General features: G+C 39.1%; 15 protein-coding genes and 1 pseudogene. 4 read left to right on the top strand and 12 right to left on the bottom strand.

From position 1 onward, the window contains the following. Positions 1-141, bottom strand: a 141-nt coding sequence (locus tag F948_RS16105; RefSeq protein WP_004963338.1) for a DUF4372 domain-containing protein, incomplete at its 3' end; no start/stop codon positions are given. Between the two features lie 100 nt (positions 142-241). Then, positions 242-865 carry an arylesterase gene (locus F948_RS09970; protein WP_171057543.1) on the bottom strand — a complete coding sequence of 208 codons (624 nt, stop codon included), beginning with the start codon at positions 863-865 and terminating at the stop codon, positions 242-244. A gap of 42 nt (positions 866-907) precedes the next feature. On the opposite strand from F948_RS09970, the gene F948_RS09965 reads away from it, so the two are divergent. Both F948_RS09965 and F948_RS09960 read left to right on the top strand, forming a co-directional pair. Beyond that, on the top strand, positions 908-1612 hold the full coding sequence (locus F948_RS09965; RefSeq protein WP_004963335.1) for an ABC transporter ATP-binding protein: 705 nt from the start codon (positions 908-910) through the stop codon (positions 1610-1612). Further along, positions 1609-4095, top strand: a complete 2487-nt coding sequence (locus tag F948_RS09960; protein ID WP_004963333.1) for an ABC transporter permease — start codon at positions 1609-1611, stop codon at positions 4093-4095. The genes F948_RS09965 and F948_RS09960 overlap by 4 nt, the downstream gene beginning before the upstream one ends. Here the strand turns inward: F948_RS09960 and F948_RS09955 are convergent. Beyond that, complete coding sequence (locus F948_RS09955) at positions 4092-4898, bottom strand: rhomboid family intramembrane serine protease (RefSeq protein WP_004963329.1); 807 nt, start codon at positions 4896-4898, stop codon at positions 4092-4094. The genes F948_RS09960 and F948_RS09955 overlap by 4 nt on opposite strands. Positions 4899-4971: 73 nt before the next feature. On the opposite strand from F948_RS09955, the gene mtgA reads away from it, so the two are divergent. Both mtgA and ppk1 read left to right on the top strand, forming a co-directional pair. Further along, positions 4972-5646 (top strand): monofunctional biosynthetic peptidoglycan transglycosylase, encoded by a 675-nt coding sequence (gene mtgA, locus F948_RS09950; protein WP_004912643.1) that lies wholly within the window; start codon positions 4972-4974, stop codon positions 5644-5646. Positions 5647-5756: 110 nt separating this feature from the next. Continuing rightward, positions 5757-7835 (top strand): polyphosphate kinase 1, encoded by a 2079-nt coding sequence (ppk1, locus tag F948_RS09945; protein ID WP_004963328.1) that lies wholly within the window; start codon positions 5757-5759, stop codon positions 7833-7835. 57 nt (positions 7836-7892) lie between these two features. Here ppk1 and F948_RS09940 read toward each other — a convergent pair whose 3' ends face one another. The 9 genes and pseudogenes from F948_RS09940 to F948_RS09905 all read right to left on the bottom strand — a co-directional run bounded on the left by F948_RS09940 (position 7893) and on the right by F948_RS09905 (position 18249). Then, complete coding sequence (locus F948_RS09940) at positions 7893-8936, bottom strand: NAD(P)H-dependent flavin oxidoreductase (RefSeq protein WP_004963325.1); 1044 nt, start codon at positions 8934-8936, stop codon at positions 7893-7895. 279 nt (positions 8937-9215) lie between these two features. Then, positions 9216-10217: a cytochrome d ubiquinol oxidase subunit II gene (cydB, locus tag F948_RS09935; protein WP_004963324.1), complete on the bottom strand. Its 1002-nt coding sequence runs from the start codon at positions 10215-10217 to the stop codon at positions 9216-9218. A 2-nt stretch (positions 10218-10219) separates the two neighbouring features. Next, positions 10220-11653: a cytochrome ubiquinol oxidase subunit I gene (locus F948_RS09930; protein WP_004963322.1), complete on the bottom strand. Its 1434-nt coding sequence runs from the start codon at positions 11651-11653 to the stop codon at positions 10220-10222. A gap of 146 nt (positions 11654-11799) precedes the next feature. After that, a pseudogene (locus F948_RS16100) lies at positions 11800-12233 on the bottom strand (DUF2946 domain-containing protein). Between the two features lie 179 nt (positions 12234-12412). Beyond that, positions 12413-13114, bottom strand: a complete 702-nt coding sequence (locus F948_RS09925) for a VIT1/CCC1 transporter family protein (protein ID WP_004912625.1) — start codon at positions 13112-13114, stop codon at positions 12413-12415. Positions 13115-13389: 275 nt separating this feature from the next. Beyond that, entirely contained in the window at positions 13390-14832 is a 1443-nt protein-coding gene (locus F948_RS09920) for a cryptochrome/photolyase family protein (protein WP_004963313.1), read from the bottom strand. Between the two features lie 112 nt (positions 14833-14944). Then, complete coding sequence (locus F948_RS09915) at positions 14945-15427, bottom strand: FKBP-type peptidyl-prolyl cis-trans isomerase (RefSeq protein WP_004912603.1); 483 nt, start codon at positions 15425-15427, stop codon at positions 14945-14947. A gap of 122 nt (positions 15428-15549) precedes the next feature. Beyond that, positions 15550-16836: an NAD(P)/FAD-dependent oxidoreductase gene (locus tag F948_RS09910; protein ID WP_004912601.1), complete on the bottom strand. Its 1287-nt coding sequence runs from the start codon at positions 16834-16836 to the stop codon at positions 15550-15552. A gap of 93 nt (positions 16837-16929) precedes the next feature. Further along, on the bottom strand, positions 16930-18249 hold the full coding sequence (locus F948_RS09905; RefSeq protein WP_004963309.1) for a D-alanyl-D-alanine carboxypeptidase PBP6B: 1320 nt from the start codon (positions 18247-18249) through the stop codon (positions 16930-16932). Positions 18250-18306: the final 57 nt, after the last annotated feature.

The following is an 18306-nucleotide window of genomic DNA, read 5'->3' as shown; positions in this document are numbered from 1 at the left end:
CATCAATATGGCAACAAACTGATCCCAGCGGGTGGCTGATCTTAATTTTTGCCCAGAGTGGTGCAGTTTAGCCAGACGTTCAAAATCTTGTCTTAGAATGGGTTTGAGTAATTGATGAAATACGGTATTCTGATGTGACAAAACCTGAGTCCTTTATAGTTAAAGTGTTTGTTTGCACTCATATTTTAACTATTTAGACTCAGGTTTTTTTATTTAAAGCAAACTATGGGACAGTAGTGGCCTACAAGGCACCTTTTATATATGGATAAGCTGAATTTAACATGATCGGCTGCGCCTGAGCATTTGGATGAATTTGATCTTTTTGAATAAGATTTTTATTACCCGCTACACCCTCCAAAAAGAAAGGTAAAAGCTTAACTTTGTATTGCTGACTTACAACTTTATAATTTTTTTCAAACGCTGTGCTATACGCCGTTCCATAATTTGGTGGTATCTTCATACCAAACAGTAAAACTGTTGCCTTTTGTCTTTGACTGAGTTGTACCAACTGAGCAAGATTACGTTGGATCATTTGAGGTGGTTGTCCTCGAAGTCCATCATTACCACCTAGCTCAATCACCACAATTTCAGGCTTATAGGTTTGTAATAGCTTAGGCATTCTTGCAAGTGCACCGCTTGTTGTTTCACCGCTTACACTTGCATTGACCACTTTGTGTTTTTTCGGATACTGTTGGTCAAGCCGTTGTTGTAATAAGTTAACCCAGCCTTGTTTGACATCTATTCCATAGCCTGCACTCAGACTATCTCCCACAATCAATATAGTCTTAGCTGAAACGATTGTCGGGAATACACATATTGCAAGCGCTCCCAGTGTTTTAGAAACGAACAAGATAACTTTAGATATTTGCATAGCACTTAAAATTTGTTCTAAAGGATACGTGACATCATGCCACAACCGATTATTTCTGCTCGAAAAGTTACACAAACCATTCAAATTAATCAGCAAAATATAACGATTTTAAAAGAAATTGATTTGGAGATTTATCAGGGAGAGCAGATTGCAATTACGGGACGTTCAGGTTCAGGAAAGTCAACATTGTTGGGGATTTTAGCGACTTTGGATCGTCCTAGTAGTGGTGAATTGACGGTTTGTGGTCAAGATGTACATCAGCTAACAGAGGAGCAGCGAGCACAAGTTCGTTTAGAAAATATTGGGTTTGTATTTCAGTCATTTCAACTTCTTCCACAGTTGAGTGCTTTAGAAAATGTCATGCTGCCGATGCGTTTACAGCCAGACTTCCAATTTAAAGATGCTGAGAAAAAAGCGTTGGCATGGTTAGAGCGTGTTGGTTTGATTCGACAGGCTCATCAAACACCCAAAGTTTTATCTGGTGGTGAGCAACAGCGTGTCGCTATTGCACGTGCCTTGATTGCTGAACCTAAATTAATTTTTGCAGATGAACCCACAGGTAATTTAGATGGGCAAACTGCAGAAGAGATTGAACAATTACTTTTTGATTTAAACAAAGAGTTGGGAACAACATTGGTTCTAGTCACGCATGATCAAAACTTAGCTGAACTTTGTCAACGTCATGTCAAACTCATCGATGGTCAGATTCAGGAGATTGTTCGGTCAGGAGGGGCAATATGAGTTCTATTTTAAAGCCCTTACTGATACAAAGTTTTCGAACGGGTGGTTTGTATTTACTGATTATTGCACTTTCATTGGCGATCAGTGCGACAACAGCTTTGAAATTTAGCAACACTCAAGTACAAAATGCTGTGACCTTACAAGCAGCTGAAATGCTTGGAGCTGATCTGGTGTTGTCGGATAATCATCCGATTCAGTCCAGTTGGATAGAGCAAGCGAATAAGCTGAACTTGAAGCATTCTCCAGTCACTGTATTTGGTTCTATGGCACATACCCAAGATCAATTTGTCATGGTTAATGTCAAAGCGGTCAATGATCAATTTCCTCTACGAGGCAAGTTAGAAATTGAACCCCAAGCCAAATCAATACAACCAAATCAAGTCTGGTTAAGCCCACGGGCAGTTGATTTACTCAAAGTTAAATTAGGTGAGCAAGTTGCAATTGCAGATGGAACATTTACTTTCACAGGCGTGATTGAACATGATTCAAATCAAGAGTTAGGTTTCTCTGGATTTTCACCAACAGTTATTATTCATCAGGCGGATATTGCGAAGACAAATGCCATACAAGTAGGGAGTCGGATTGAATATCGTTTATTGATGGCGGGTCAGCTAGAACAAGTAAATGCATTTAAAACGATTTATAAGCAGCAAACGCATCAAGAGGATGAAACCTCTCCGAATGCAAATTCATCTGTAGAAAATTCGGAACAAACTTCACTTCGATTACGTGATGCTAGTCAGTCCAATACACGATTAATGAAACCAATCGAGAATTTGGATACATTCCTACAGCTCGCCAATTTACTTACTATTTTGCTTTGTGGGATTGCGATTGCTCTAACTAGTCAACGTTATGTACAACAAAACCAAGATCATATTGCTTTGATGCGGTGTTTGGGTTCAAGTAAGAAACAGATATTGATTGCTTATTTAGGCTTGTTAGCCTTGGTAAGTGCTATTTCCATCGTGTTAGGAAGCCTGATTGGAATCGCATTAGGCTATGGATTATTGCAATTGATGTTGCAGCTCATTCCGCAACTACAAGTTAGTTTTGCTGTATTTGATATCCTGATGGCATTACCGATTGCTATTTTCACCAGTGTAATGGTTTTGATTGGTTTTATTCTGCCGAGTATTTGGGAGTTATTAAATACGCCGCCAATACGCGTAATTCGTCAACAAGAACGTTCACGCAAATCCTATATAGCAATGTTTGCTATCGGCACGATCAGTTTAATGATTTTTAGTTTAGTTCTTAGTGATAATTTACAATTGAGCCTAATGGTTCTCGCTGCAATTCTTGTGCTTTGTGGAGTCTTATATGCTGTTATTTGGTTGCTTCTCAAACTGATCAAACAATTAAAGCACCCATTATCTGCCTATGTTCGGATACCGCATCAAACTGCATTGCAAATTACGGCACTTGCATTGGGGTTAAGCTTAATTACGGTACTAAGTGTATTGAGAACAGACTTACTTGAGCGTTGGCAACAACAACTTCCAGAGGGAACACCTAATCAATTTGTGTATGGTCTGCCCCCATTTGACATGCCTTTGTTGAAACAATCGTTGGAACAGAATCATTGGAGTTCAACGCCGTTGTATCCAAATATTCGAGGTCGATTGATTTCAAAAAATGGTGTAGCTTTCTCTCCAGAATTGATCAAAGAAAATAACTCATTACGTCGTGAATTAAATCTTACGCAGTCCTCTGAGTACCCTAAAGATAATGTGATTACTCAAGGACGTTCAACATTTACTCAAACTGGGCAAGTTTCTGTTGAAGAAAAATTGGCGAGTGAACTTGGAATCAAGATTGGCGATCAACTGAGCTTTAGTCTGCCTGAAGGAAGCTTGAATGCAACCGTGATTAATTTACGCTCCGTAGAATGGGAAAGTTTTAGCCCCAATTTCTTTTTCATTTTTTCACCTAAAACGATGGATGAAAATGCTGGAAGTTATTTAGGTAGTTTTTATGTTCCGCCAACTGATAAGGCAAAAATGGTTGAGTTGATTCAGCAATTTTCAAATACTGTTTTTATTGATGTTGGACGTGTTCTAGATGAAGTGAAACGTTTGATGACTGTGTTGGTTCAGATCGTGACAGTACTTGCAATGTTGGTTGGTTTGTCAGGTATCTTAGTCTTGATTGCGTGCTTAAATGTATTGATGGATGAACGTCGTCGAGAAGTGGCACTGTTAAGATCATTTGGAATCGCTAAGAATCGATTAAAACGCATGTTGAGTTTAGAAATCGGTTTTATTGGATTAGTCTCAGGTGTTGTGGCGTGTTTTTTTGCTGAGGTGATCAGTGCTATCGCTAGCTATAAAATGCAAATGTCTATTCAATGGCATCCAGAAATCTGGATTATTCTTCCTTTGACGATGATGGTGGTATGTACATTGATAGGTCGTTATCGCTTGAGCTATCTCTGTGATATACCACCTTTGCAAAGTTTAAGAGAAATTAATCAGTCTTAAAAACTGATCTGATTTTGGCGCAGAATCTCAGTCCACAAAGAAGTGAGTTCTGTGCTGAGTCGGGTGCAATACCAATAAAAGATGCTTAAAGTCGAGACTGCAACAAGCAGTGCTATAAATTGGAATACACCAGTTCGTTGTGTTTTTTGAGACAGATACCATAAGCCCGCTAACAAACCACCCATCAACATGCCACCGATATGTGCGGCATTGTTGATGCCAGATACGGTGAAACCAAACACAAGGTTGATTGCCATAATCATGAGTAATGATTTTTTATCTAGAATAAAACGTTGATTTGCGAGTTGAGGCAATAATGAAATTACGGTCAATGAAGCACCGAGTCCCATAACAGCACCTGATGCACCTGCGCTAATACGAGGTAATAAAGCAGCATCAAAGTTTTGTAGCAAATCATATGCATCTCGAATCGAGAGATAACTCGATAATACACTTCCCATTAAACCAGCAAGAAAATACATACCTATATAATAGGAACGACCAAATAGTTGTTCAGCTACACTGCCAAAAATATAAAGCGCCCACATATTTAGCATCAGATGGATGAGTCCAAAATGGAAAAACATGCTAGTAAATAGGCGCTCAGGCTGAGATAAGAATGTAAGTGGAGTAAAATCTGCACCCCAAGCAATTGCATCTAGAGGTGAAGGGTCGGTAATATTCACACCTGAAAGAATTTGCCAACCAAATAAACTGACATTGACGGCAATAAGTAATGCGGTAAACCACCATGTATGGATTCTCAACTTTTGATTGATTTGTGGTGGTGTCATGTCAGTCATATGTGTCTAAGCTAGTCATCAATATAAAAAACAGCTTAGCATGAATTCGTTGCCCTAGGAGTGATGCACTTTAATGAAAGCCTTTTTAGCACGTGCAGTAATGTTGATTATTGGAGTGATACTCCTCATCCAACTTTGGATCTTTGCAAGTTTAGTTTGGTGGAGAACCAATCCAGTTGAAACCACAATGTTTATGCGGTTGGACTATTGGTCTGATATGAAACCAATTCAGCAAGATTGGCGAGATTATGATGAGATTAGTGACAACTTTAAGCACGCAATTCTTGCAGCCGAAGATGCGAAGTTTGTTCATCATCATGGATTCGATTGGGCAGGTATCCAGCATGCTTTAGAACGTAATAATGAGAAGGGTGAAGTGGTTGCAGGTGGATCAACAATTTCTCAACAATTGGCAAAAAACCTATTTTTATACAACCAACGTTCGTTTATTCGCAAAGGACAGGAAGCAGTTGCAACGTGGATGATGGAGCGGATGTGGTCAAAGCGCCGAATTTTAGAGGTATATATGAACTCTGTAGAATTTGGTGAAAATATTTATGGGGTTGAAGCTGCAACACAATATTATTATGGGAAAAGTTCAAAAAGCTTAACACGTGAACAAGCCGCATTTTTAGCAGCGTTGTTACCAAATCCTAAGTATTATCAAGATCATCGTAATGACCGTAAGTTGCAATATCGCAAACGCGTCATATTGAGATATATGAACGGAACACAGCTTCCAGAATAATCCGATCGATTAAAAAAGCTCAATATTTTTGGGCTTTTTTACCAAATTGACATAAATTTGCAGCATACTTAAATTATCAGTAGATGAATGCATAAATAACAAGGTTCAGTATGAATACGGCAGTGACGACAACAACGCCAATAGAATATAGTTACAACGATCGTTATATTAATCGCGAATTATCCATCCTCGATTTCCATTTACGTGTCTTGGAACAGGCTGTCGACCCACTTCATCCGTTATTGGAGCGTATGAATTTCTTACTGATCTTTTCCCGCAATTTAGATGAGTTTTTTGAAATCCGTGTTGCAGGGATGATGGAGCAACTAACTCTGGGCAATGAAAGTCGCACACCAGATGGCTTAACTCCAAAGCAAGTTTTAGATCAAATCTCTGTTACTGCTCATGCTGCAATTGAACGACAATATCGAATTCTAAACGAGCAGATCTTACCTAAGTTGCGTGAAGAAGACATTTGTTTCCTACGCCGTGGTGAGTTGACACCTGCACAGTCAGCATGGATTAAAAAGTATTTTCAAGAGCAAGTCGCTCCTGTGTTAACGCCAATTAGTCTTGATCCAGCGCATCCATTTCCTCGTTTAGTGAATAAAAGTCTAAACTTTATCGTGACCTTAGAAGGTAAAGATGCTTTTGGTCGTCAAATTGATCTAGCTGTCGTACCTGCACCGCGCTCATTACCTCGTGTGGTTCGTTTACCTGATGAACTGACTGGTGGAAAAGAACATCATGTCATGCTATCTGCGATTATCCATGAGCATGTATCTGATTTATTCCCTGGTATGACAGCGACAGGTTGTTATCAGTTCCGTGTAACACGTAATGCTGATTTAGCACTTAATGAAGATGTTGAAGACTTAGCGAAAGCATTAAAAGGTGAGTTAAGTTCTCGTCGTTTTGGTCGTGCTGTACGTTTAGAAGTAACTCATAATTGTCCAAAACACATCTATGAATATTTGTTAGATGAATTTGATCTAAATGAAGAGCAACTTTATCGTGTAGATGGTCCTGTAAATTTGGCGCGTTTGTTGTCTAATTTTAAACGTCCACATTTACGATATGATTCCCACACACCGATTATTCCAAAAGCATTTAAGAAATCCGAAAGTGTATTTTCTGCGATGCAAAAGCAAGATATTTTGCTGCATCATCCATTCGAATCTTTTGCACCTGTAATTCAATTATTACGTGAAGCAGCACGTGATCCACAAGTGCTTGCAATTAAGCAGACTTTGTATCGAAGTGGTGCTGATTCTGAAATTGTTCAGGTACTTGCTGAAGCTGCACGGAATGGCAAAGAAGTCACAGCAGTAATTGAATTGCGGGCTCGTTTTGATGAAGAGTCAAACATCGAGGTTGCAAACGTTTTGCAAGAAGCAGGTGCGGTCGTTGTATACGGCATCGTAGGCTACAAAACACATGCCAAAATGATCTTAGTTGTGCGTCGTGAGAATAATAAACTAGTCCGTTATGTTCATTTGGGTACAGGTAATTACCATGCAACCAATGCCCGTATCTATACGGACTATGGTTTGATGACGACAGACAAAGATTTATGTGAAGACGTACATCGCATATTCCAAGAGTTAACTGGCATGGGCAAAATGGCGAAGCCGAAGAAGCTCTTGCATGCTCCATTTACTTTACATGCTCAATTGATTAACTATATTGATGATGAAATTGCTAATGCAAAAGCAGGTAAGCCAGCTCAAATCATCGTCAAAGTAAATGCTTTAACTGAAGTTCAATTGATCAATAAATTGTATGAGGCATCTCAAGCGGGTGTTCAGATTGACTTAATTATTCGTTCAATTTGCTGTTTACGTCCTGGTTTACCGAACTTGTCAGAAAATATTCGTGTCCGTTCGATCGTTGGACGTTTCTTAGAACATACCCGTGTTTATTACTTTAGCAATAATGGAAATCCACGTATTTTTTGTTCGAGTGCAGACTGGATGGATCGTAATTTATTCAACCGTGTTGAAGCTTGTTTCCCAATTGAAGACCCTGCATTGAAAAAACGTATTTATCAACAAGGTCTGCTTAACTATCTGAAAGATAATCAGCAAGCATGGTTATTGCAAGGTGATGGTGTTTGGGAGCGCGCTAAACCTGCGGAAGGTGAGGAGCTACATAATGCTCAACACACATTGTTAGACTTGATTAAATAAGCATTAAAAAACCGATCTTCAATAGATCGGTTTTTTTAATTCTGCCTTGATCAGTGCTTAATATGATTTCATTTCTAAAACCAATTGGTTAATGAGATCAGCTGCTTCAAGTTCACGAATTTGTGCAACATTACTACCTGCCCAAAATGCATTGTAGCCAAATTCTTGTTGTTTGTTGGCAATAGCCATCAGTTGTTTGGTTAGATCATAAGTGTATGGGTAGGCTGGAACTTTTGGTCGCTGTGGTGAGTCAATTTCCGTATGCCATGTGCCCAATAAGCCACGTGCAGGGCGACCAGATAAACTCGTACTGATCTGGGTGATTTTTTGACTAAACAATGCTTTTCGATAAGCCGCATTTGCACTTGAACTTTTACATTGAACAAATGCGGTTCCAAGTTGAACAGCTCCCGCTCCCGCTTTCATCATCTGCTTAGCTTGATCACCATTCATAATACCGCCTGCAGCAATCACTGGTATTTTGCAATGTTTTGAAATTAAGCTCACCAAATCAAAAGTTTTAATAGCTGCATCAAATTCTTGATTAAAAATACCGCGATGTCCTCCAGCTTCTATACCTTGAGCGATGATCAAATCTATACCAGCAGCTTCAATGGCTTGGGCTTCAATTAAATTTGTTGCAGAAACCATGGTGATAATTCCTGCTTGTTTTAGTGCAGAAATTTGATGAGCTTTGGGAATGCCGAAATGGAAACTGACAGCTTTGGGTTGGGTTTGTAAAACAATATCCAAATAATCATCGCTGTCTAAAAAGCTAGGATATATACAATTCAGTTGTTGGGGTGGTTGTGCATCAAATTTCTCAAAATGAGGGCGTAGGTAGTTGATCCATTGTTGTGCTACATCGTGATCAAGCTGTTCAGATTGATGACAAAAGAAGTTCACCTGAAAAGGTTTATCAGTTAATGATTGTGTTTTAATGATCTGTTCTTTAGCTGCTTCAGGTGTGTTTGCACCTAACCCAAGTGCACCAAGAGCGCCTTGGTTAGACACCTCCGCTGCAAGTTCAGGTGTGGAAACACCAGCCATTGGTGAAATAAAAATGGGATGTTTAATTTCTAATAATTCTAAAATAGTCATATTCTTTACCTACATCATTTTTATTCAACATAGCTTAAATGCTTAAAAAATGGCAAATAATAATGGCTATTTCTTTAAAGAATGATCAAAACTTATGTTATTTAAATAGATATAAAGATGCTTGGCTAACTGTGTAGCCAAACATCAAAACATTGGATTAAGAATAAGCCAGCATGAGCAAAGCCTTAAATATGCCTGCGATCAGAGCTAGACCTAAAAAGCCAACAAACCAAAGTCCAATAAACCATTTTACTTGTGATGATTTCATTTGATTTAACCTCAATGATAGCCTTGGTCACCAACACGAACTTTATCTCTAAAAATCCAGTAACCCCAAAAGGTGTATGCCAAAATGATCGGAATCATCACGACAGCACCAATTAATGCAAACATTTGACTATTTCGTGGCGCAGCAGCTTCCCAAATGGTAACTGATGGAGGAATGATGTTGGGCCATAAAGTAATCACAAAGCCTGAGTAGGCGAGGAACATCAGTACTAATGTGTAGAGAAAAGGCTTATGTTCATTTCGGTTTAGGCAAGCTCGCCAAGTTAATACGGTAAAAATAATCACCAAGATTGGAACAGGGCTAAAATAAATCAGTTGTGGCACAGTAAACCATTTCGCTGCAATTGCAGGTTGGCTATAAGGTGTATATAAACTGACAGCAGCAAAAATAATGAATAAAGCAATAATTAATTTTGGCATCAGCTCATACATTTTCTCTTGTAGACCATCATCAGTTTTCAAAATTAACCAACCACAGCCTAATGCAGCATACATCACGACCACACCTATGCCTGTAAACATAGAAAATGGGGTAAACCAGTCAAAACTACCACCAACGAATATTCCATTTTCAGTTTTTAAGCCCTGAATATATGCACCTAAAATCATTCCTTGGAGAAAACTAGCAATCGTGGAACCTCCGATGAATGCCAAGTCCCAGAGTGCTTTGGTACGATTGGCCTTGAATCTAAACTCAAAAGCGACACCCCTAAAAATAAGGGCAATCACCATGAGCGTAATCGGCATATATAAGGCAGAAAGCACAGTGGCATAAACGATTGGGAAGGCAGCAAAAAGACCTGCTCCCCCTAATACCATCCATGTTTCATTGCCATCCCAAACAGGTGCAACCGTATTCATCATGACATCACGTTCTTGTTGGTCCTGAATAAAGGGAAACAAAATACCGATGCCAAGATCAAAACCATCTAGAACAACATATATCAAAACACCTAATGCAATAATCATTGCCCAGATTAGTGAAATATCCATGCTTATTCTCCTTTCTCATGATCATTGGATTCAAGACGTTCATCTACAGCACTGAGTGGGCGCATTGGTGTTTTAAAATGACCAACACCACCTTGTTCCTCTATCGGTGTGTGAATAAATTGTGGTCCTTTGTGCATGAGTTTGAAGATGTAATAGATGCCTGTACCAAATACAACAGTGTATACAATGACAAAAATAATCAGGGTAATACCGACTTGATCAGCTGATACGCTAGACAGAGCATCTTTAGTTCGTAACACACCATAAACAACCCATGGTTGGCGACCTAGCTCGGTCGTAAACCATCCTGCTAACAATGCGATATAGCCTGTAGGTCCCATGATTAATGCAAATTTATGGAACCACTTTTTCTCGAATAACTGTTGCTTCTTGCGAAGTAAAAGACCAATCAAAGCGAGTAGAACCATGAGTGTGCCGAGACCCACCATGATACGGAAACTCCAAAATACCAAAGTCGAATTTGGACGATCTTCTGGTGCAAACTCTTTAAGACCTTTAACTTGACCATCTAGACTGTGAGTTAAAATGAGACTACCTAGATAAGGAATCCCAACTGCATATTTGGTCTTTTCAGCTTGCATATCAGGGATACCAAATAAATACAGAGGCATCGCTTCATCTACATTGGTTTCCCAATGTCCTTCCATTGCAGCTAATTTCGCTGGTTGATGCTTTAAAGTATTTAAACCGTGATGATCTCCAATCAAAACTTGTGCAGGTGCAGCAAATAGAATCATCCACATAGCCATAGAAAAGGATTTTTTAACTAAAGCATCCCGACGACCACGTAATAGATGCCAAGCAGCAGTGGCTGCAACAACCAAAGCTGAAACTAAAAAGGCTGCAACAGCCATATGTGCAAATCGGTAAGAGAAGGAAGGATTGAATACGATGGCAAACCAATCAGTCGGCACAATAATGCCATTTTCTATTGCGAAACCTTGAGGTGTTTGCATCCAACTATTTGAAGATAAGATCCAAAACATTGAAATACATGTACCTACAGCAACCATAAATGTAGCAAAAAAGTGTGCCTTTTCACTGACACGCCCCCAGCCAAATAGCATGACGCCGAGAAAGCCTGCCTCTAGGAAAAAGGCAGAAAGCACCTCATAGGTTAACAGTGGGCCAGTTACACTGCCCGCAATCCGAGAAAATTCACTCCAGTTAGTGCCAAACTGATAGCTCATGACTACCCCAGAAACGACACCCATACCAAACGTGACAGCGAAAATTTTTAACCAATATTTATATAAATCTTGATAAATCGGATTGTGACTTCTAAGCCATTTCCACTCTAGTACAGCAAGAAAACAAGCGAGACCAATCGAGGTTGCAGGAAAAATAATATGAAAGGAAACCGTAAAAGCGAACTGGATTCGTGCCAGTTCTAATGCTGTTAAGCCTAGATCCATGATGAATCCTCCATTTCGCTGATCAAAATATTTTGATTAACAGAGTGAAAGAGTGCTTTTTTAAGGCTGTGTGTAACACGCTCTTGCTGAAGATCAGCAAAAGAAAAATGATTAAGCATAGATAAACTCACATTCTCAATAATTGATTAAATAAATGAATACATTGAGAACGTAGAGGGCGGGGCTCGACCTTGAGGGATGAGAAATAGACGTTGTAGTGAAAAGAAGAAACCAATAAATACTTGATACAAATGCAAGTATCGGACTTGTACACGCACGAATACTTCTTTAATCCCAAGTGTGGGGGGTGCAACTAAGTGTCCATAAAAGAAACAAAAAGGACATTGGTGATTAAGATCGTGATGGTGCTGATCAGAATGAGAATCTGCTTGAGGCTGATCTAGATGCAAACTGTGGTGATCAGTATGTAAAACTTGTTCCGAATGTAGATGTAATTTTTGTTTTATTTGGGTAGACAGAAGCAAAACAGTCTCACATGCGGCAATAAAGGCTGTAAAAAAACAGCGATCTGTAATGCAATTGTTGCAAAAGCCAACAATATCCCAAGTCGATGTATCAAGACACTTCTCTACATTGGACATTTCAAACCAGAAAGTTAGCTTTTGGTTAATTCAGACCATCAAACTAGGCTTTGTGTTATATGTCATCATACACCTAATTTTGAAAAAAATCTTAATGATGCTTGGGATATATTATTAATTTGTAGTTTGATTGATTGGTCAAAATAAAATGGCTATCTTACAAGGGCTGCACATTAAATAATGAGCCTACCCAACTAGAAAATGCCATTGCGATCACGCCCCAAATCACTATTCTTAGGCTTCCTTTAAGCATCGATGTGCGTGCAAAATAACTCGATAAAGCGCCTAGAACAGCCAAAGACAGAACACCCGTAATTAAAACAGTTTTTGATACCCATTCATTTGAACTTAATAAAATAGCTAGCATGGGGAGTGCTGCACCACATGAAAATGATGCGGCAGAAGATAATGCTGCTTGAATGGGATTTGCTGCTGTATTTTCGTGAATTCCAATTTCATCGCGAGCATGTGCGCCAAGTGCATCATGTGCAGTTAATTGAGTTGCAACCTCATGTGCAAGTTCAGGATTTAAACCCCGTGAGATATAGATTTCAGTCAGTTCTTTTAATTCAGCATGAGGGTTTTTCTCAAGTTCTTTAGCTTCTCTTCGAAGATCAGATGTTTCTATATCTTCTTGTGACTTAACCGAAATATATTCTCCTGCAGCCATAGATGTAGCACCTGAGATTAATCCTGCGATACAGGTAATCAATAAAGTATGAGAACTAACACCGCTTGCAGCTACCCCCATAACTAAACTAGTGACGGAGATGATTCCATCATTCGCCCCAAGAACTGCGGCACGCAGCCACCCTGAACGTTGCATAACATGAAGTTCTGAATGATGTGAATGTGACATAGGCTTACTCTTAATTAATCAATATTGTTCAAAATATTAAAGTCATTTATCTGTGATTATTGCTAAATTTTTCAATGATTCATCAACTTATCATACTTATAAAATAACTTATTTTAACGATACCGTGATGATCTCTTGGTTATAATATGTGAATAATTTGACATTTTAATGCTTTGATTCTTCTTCGAAGTTTTCGTTGTGAACCATAATTATTTGAAAATAAACCTTCATACACACATTATTTAACTTTAGTGTAAGAAGGCTATTGGACTAGTTTATGATAATGCTTGGAAAGCTTGAATAGCACGTTCTCGACTGGTTTTTAAGTCAACAATTGGATGGGGATAATCTAATTTCAATGCGGTATTTTGGGCATAAGGCTCATGAATGCGTTTGGCATCTAGTTGAGTTAGTTCTGGTACCCAACGTCGAATATAAACGCCATTTTCATCGAACTTTTGCGATTGGCTAATTGGATTAAAAATTCGGAAATAGGGAGCTGCATCAGTTCCTGTGGATGCACACCATTGCCAACCGCCATTATTTGCAGCTAGATCGCCATCAATCAGGTTTTGCATGAACCATTGTTCACCTTTACGCCAATCAATTAATAGATTTTTAGTTAGGAACATGGCACAAATCATGCGAACTCGGTTGTGCATCCAACCTGTAGAAAGAAGTTGACGCATACCCGCATCAACAATTGGAATACCTGTTTGTCCTCGTTTCCATTTTTCAAAACCTTCGCTATCATCACGCCATTGAACATTCTGTGTTGCAGCTTTAAAAGGCAAGTGCTTAGAAACTTGTGGAAAATCAAATAATATATGTTGATAAAACTCACGCCATAATAATTCATTTAACCACGTTTGTTGTCCTTCGGACTGTATAACAAAATCACCTTGTTGATGTCTAAATGCTGCTTGAATGCACTGACGAATTGAAATGATTCCAATATTTAAATAAGCAGAAAGTTGACTAGTTCCTTTAACCGAAGGGTAGTCCCGTAAAGCGTTATATTGAATAATTCGTTTTTCAACAAACTGATTGAGTAGGTTTCTCGCATGTTTTTCACCCACTCGCCATTCACTCGCATTTTTGTCTTTAATTTTGTCAGCATAGTGATTTTGGATGTGCTGTAAATCTGTTTGGTGTAGCTGACAAAAATCAAACTCTATGGGTGCTTGGGTTTCTGGGATTGGATAACACTGAGGTAAACCGAGTTCTAAGCGTTGATAGCAACTTTTTTTGAAAGCACCAAAAACTTGATAGGGTAGATTCGATTGAGTTCGAATACTTGCAACTGGAAACAGCGTTCGATCTTGAAACAGTATCAGTTCTTTTTTTTGACGATTTAAACTTTGTTGTACTTCATTATCGCGTTTGAGTTCATTGAAGCCAAATTCAATATTGGCATACACATTTTCAAATGGTAATTTTTCTGTGAGATCAACAAAAAACTTCGCAATGTCATCCCAAAGAGGCACAGTAAATATGAGTAAAGGGATCTGTAGTTTGGAAAGTTCTGTTTTTAGCTCTAAAAGTTGGCGCAAATAAAAATCAATTTTAATATCCGCATCGTCATGACGTTGCCATTGTTCAGGTGACAGAATACAAATCGCTATACATGGACCATTCTGACGGGCATGCCATAAAGCTGCCTGATCACGGACGCGGAGGTCTTGGCGGAACCAGATTAATTGATAAGTATTTGACATAGCAATTCTATAAAGTTCTTTAAAAATTATTATTTATATTTTATAGGTGCTTATGTGAAGAAAAAGCAAAGCCGAGGCTTTGCTTTTTGAGATGTTCTAATTCACAGAGGAATTAGTGGTGGTGACCACCTACACCGTGTACGTGACCGTGATCTAACTCTTCTTGAGTCGCATCACGAATTTCAACGATTTCAACTTCGAAAGTAAGATCTTGACCAGCTAATGGGAAGTTTGCATCAACGATAACGTTGTCACCTTCAACAGCTTTAACAGTTACGATTTGAACGCCATCATCAGTTTGAGCTTGGAACTGCATGCCCGCTTGGATGTTATCCACGCCTTGGAACATTTGAGCTGGAACTTCTTGAACTAGATCAGGGTTATATTCACCGTAGCCTTCAGCAGCAGGTACGTTTACAGTGAATTTTTCACCAACAGTTTTACCTGTAAGAGCATTTTCTAGACCAGGGATGATGTTGCCTGCGCCGTGCAAATATGCAAGTGGTTCACCTTGAGATTGATCAAGTGTTTCACCCTCAGCGTTTGTTAAAGTGTAGTGGAATGAAACCACGTGGTTATTTGCAATAGCAGTCATGTTGTCTGATCCATTCAATCAATTTAGATGTATATCATAAAGTGAAAAATAGATTTTGTTGACTATTTTCCACTTTTTGAAACTATTTCGTTATAAATGGGAACGAAATTTAAGATTTCAACTCAATAAAGCTTAATTTTTGGACGTACACGACGAGTTAGAAAATCTTTCATCGTCAGCATGCCTGCTTGTGTGTAGCCGTGAATGTTGGCTTGATGTAGTCGATAAAGGGAAACGTACATGGTTTTTGCAATAAACCCTTGAACGCTAACATCGCCGAGTAATTCACCCACAGCTTGATTACGACTTAACGAAACCAATGAACCTTTATCATTAAAGCTGAACATCGGTTGTGGTGTGCTTGCAATACGTGCTGCCATAGCATCAACTAAAAAAGTTGCTTGTTGACTAGCGACTTGAGCACGAGGTCCGAGAGGTGGTTGACGAGCATCTAGCTGACAGTTTGCACAATCACCAAAAGCGAATACATTTGGATCAGTCTGCGTTTGTAGTGTTGCATAAACCATCAAACGATTAATCTTGTCACGCTTAAAGTCATGAAGTGTTTCTAAGATTTTAGGTGCTTTAACCCCAGCAGCCCAAACGGTAATGTCTGAATGTAAAACTTCACCATTACTAAAATAAACGTTTGACTCATCTACTTTTTGAACTTTATGTTCAGTCAAAACATCAATACCCATTTTCTTGAGTTGCTTGGCGCTGTGTGCAGCTGTCTTCTCATTCAATGCGGGTAAGATGCGATCTGAGGCTTCGATTAAAGTGATCTTGACTTGTTTAGGGTCGATTTTTTTCAAGCCGTAACGATAAAAGTTTTTAGTTGTTTCAATCAATTCGGCAGCAAGTTCAACACCTGTAGCGCCAGCACCAACAATACCGATATTTAAAGCACGTTCAGTTGACTGATTTTGAGCTTCGATATAAAGGTGGAATAAATCTTGTTGGAATACATCTGCTTGTTGTCGGCTATCCAAGAAGTGACAATATTCACGTACACCTTCAGTTCCAAAGTCATTCGACACAGATCCAACGGCGAGAACTAAGGTGTCATAATTGAGATCTTGAATAACAGGGGTGTGTTCTTTAGAAAGCTGAGGAGGGGAAAGCGTGATTTGTTTTTGATCTTTATCAACTGCGACAAGGCTACCGAGTACAAACTCAAAGTGATGTTTTTCTGCATGTGCAAAATAATTGGTTTGTTCTTCGTGGGGGTTAAGCGAGCCAGCGGCAATTTCGTGTAGTAGAGGTTTCCAAATATGAGTGAGGTTTTGGTCAACTAGGGTAATTTTAGCTTTCTTTCGTCTGCCAAAACGTTCACCTAACTGTGTTGCAAGCTCTAAACCACCTGCGCCACCACCCACAATCACGATATGATGTAAGGTTTTGCTCATGATCAACCTAATTATTTTTGTGAAAGGATGGTCCGATTATGCCATCCTTTTCACTGGATTCTATGGTTAATCTTGAGAAAAATAGTCGAGTTTCTACCCTTGATTTAATGGGTAGAGTTTGGCACTCTGAGTGTCATTTGTTGAAAAAAATGAAAATAAATTAGAAAACCAGATCATAATTTTTTGAAAAATATTAGCTTCTTCAATTTGTACATCATTTTCAATCTGGAGACTTCGGATCAATTGATTATTCTGATAAACCGAAACTGTCGCTAAGTTCATGACTTGCATCAGCGGCGCTGTCAGATGCTGTTCATTCAATTCAATATTGATATGTGTATTGGTGCTTTGGAGCGGTTCAACTGTAGTGACCAATTGATTTGCGTCAACTAGGTGGATGCGCTGAGTCAAAAGATTAAATGTATTCAGATCAATAGGCATTGGTCGATCATAAAGAGAAGTTGTCACAATAGTAGGTTGTTGTGTTTCTACTCTGAACATTTTTAGCGTTGAACGAATTACAGGAAGTTCTGCAATTAATCGGTGCTTGGGGATTACAACTTCATCCCGTGTATAAGTAAATGCAAGATTCATTAACTTGTGTGCGACTTCAGCACGTTTTACCGCGCTAGGTGTTCCCAAAACCACAACGATCAAACGGCGTTTCTCGACATCAGGATTGAATGTTGGACGCTCTGCTGTTAGTGCCAAATTATAACCAGCAGCTTTGGTATAACCTGTTTTAAGACCATCTGCGGTCGGATCCATTTTGAGTGCGAGGTTAGTTGCATGATGGAATCTTTGGTTATAACTGAAGCTAGGCATTTTTGAATAATATAAATATTCAGGCGTATCTTGAACGATGGCTTTGGCTAATAAACCTAAATCTGCTGCTGTCGAATAGTGATCAGGCATCGTAATTCCAGCAGGATTACTAAAATGTGTATCTTTCATCCCAAGAGCTTGTGCTTCTTGATTCATACGAGCAACAAATTGAGGGACGCTACCTGAGATTTTCTCGGCTAGTGTAACAGCTGCATCATTTGCAGACATGACAATGAGTCCTGCCAGTAGTTGGTCAACTGAAATTTTTTCGCCCGTTTTTAAATACATTTGGGACTCATCCCACATGACCGTATTTACAACAGGTGTAGCCGTTAGGATATCTTCTTTACGTAATTTTCCTGCCTCAATTTCTTTTAATGCGATATAAGCAACCATCATCTTAGTGAGTGAAGCAGGGGCACGTTGAACGTGGCTATTGTGCTCGGCAATAATTTGTCCAGACTGCGCATCGACAATAGACCATGCTTGTGCTTCGACCGTTTCAGGCGCTATTTTGAGTAAGCTTGCATGTGCAAGATTTACACACAATAGGCTAAAGAACGTAAAGAGGGAGAGGATGAATTTCACGAGTACACCTTGAGCAGCCGATCCATGGGCATGGAATGCGAAAAAAGCATCCTATGA

The sequence above is a fragment of the Acinetobacter junii CIP 64.5 genome (assembly GCF_000368765.1).
Lineage (GTDB): Bacteria > Pseudomonadota > Gammaproteobacteria > Pseudomonadales > Moraxellaceae > Acinetobacter > Acinetobacter junii.
This window is presented reverse-complemented; position numbering and strand designations above follow the sequence as displayed.

Excerpts from the sequence above, each read along its gene's own strand:
- F948_RS09965 (WP_004963335.1), top strand. The coding sequence starts at position 908 with ATGCCACAACCGATTATTTCTGCTCGAAAAGTTACACAAACCATTCAA.
- F948_RS09960 (WP_004963333.1), top strand. The coding sequence starts at position 1,609 with ATGAGTTCTATTTTAAAGCCCTTACTGATACAAAGTTTTCGAACGGGT.
- F948_RS09955 (WP_004963329.1), bottom strand. The coding sequence starts at position 4,898 with ATGACTGACATGACACCACCACAAATCAATCAAAAGTTGAGAATCCAT.
- mtgA (WP_004912643.1), top strand. The coding sequence starts at position 4,972 with ATGAAAGCCTTTTTAGCACGTGCAGTAATGTTGATTATTGGAGTGATA.
- ppk1 (WP_004963328.1), top strand. The coding sequence starts at position 5,757 with ATGAATACGGCAGTGACGACAACAACGCCAATAGAATATAGTTACAAC.
- F948_RS09940 (WP_004963325.1), bottom strand. The coding sequence starts at position 8,936 with ATGACTATTTTAGAATTATTAGAAATTAAACATCCCATTTTTATTTCA.
- cydB (WP_004963324.1), bottom strand. The coding sequence starts at position 10,217 with ATGGATATTTCACTAATCTGGGCAATGATTATTGCATTAGGTGTTTTG.
- F948_RS09930 (WP_004963322.1), bottom strand. The coding sequence starts at position 11,653 with ATGGATCTAGGCTTAACAGCATTAGAACTGGCACGAATCCAGTTCGCT.
- F948_RS09925 (WP_004912625.1), bottom strand. The coding sequence starts at position 13,114 with ATGTCACATTCACATCATTCAGAACTTCATGTTATGCAACGTTCAGGG.
- F948_RS09920 (WP_004963313.1), bottom strand. The coding sequence starts at position 14,832 with ATGTCAAATACTTATCAATTAATCTGGTTCCGCCAAGACCTCCGCGTC.
- F948_RS09915 (WP_004912603.1), bottom strand. The coding sequence starts at position 15,427 with ATGACTGCTATTGCAAATAACCACGTGGTTTCATTCCACTACACTTTA.
- F948_RS09910 (WP_004912601.1), bottom strand. The coding sequence starts at position 16,836 with ATGAGCAAAACCTTACATCATATCGTGATTGTGGGTGGTGGCGCAGGT.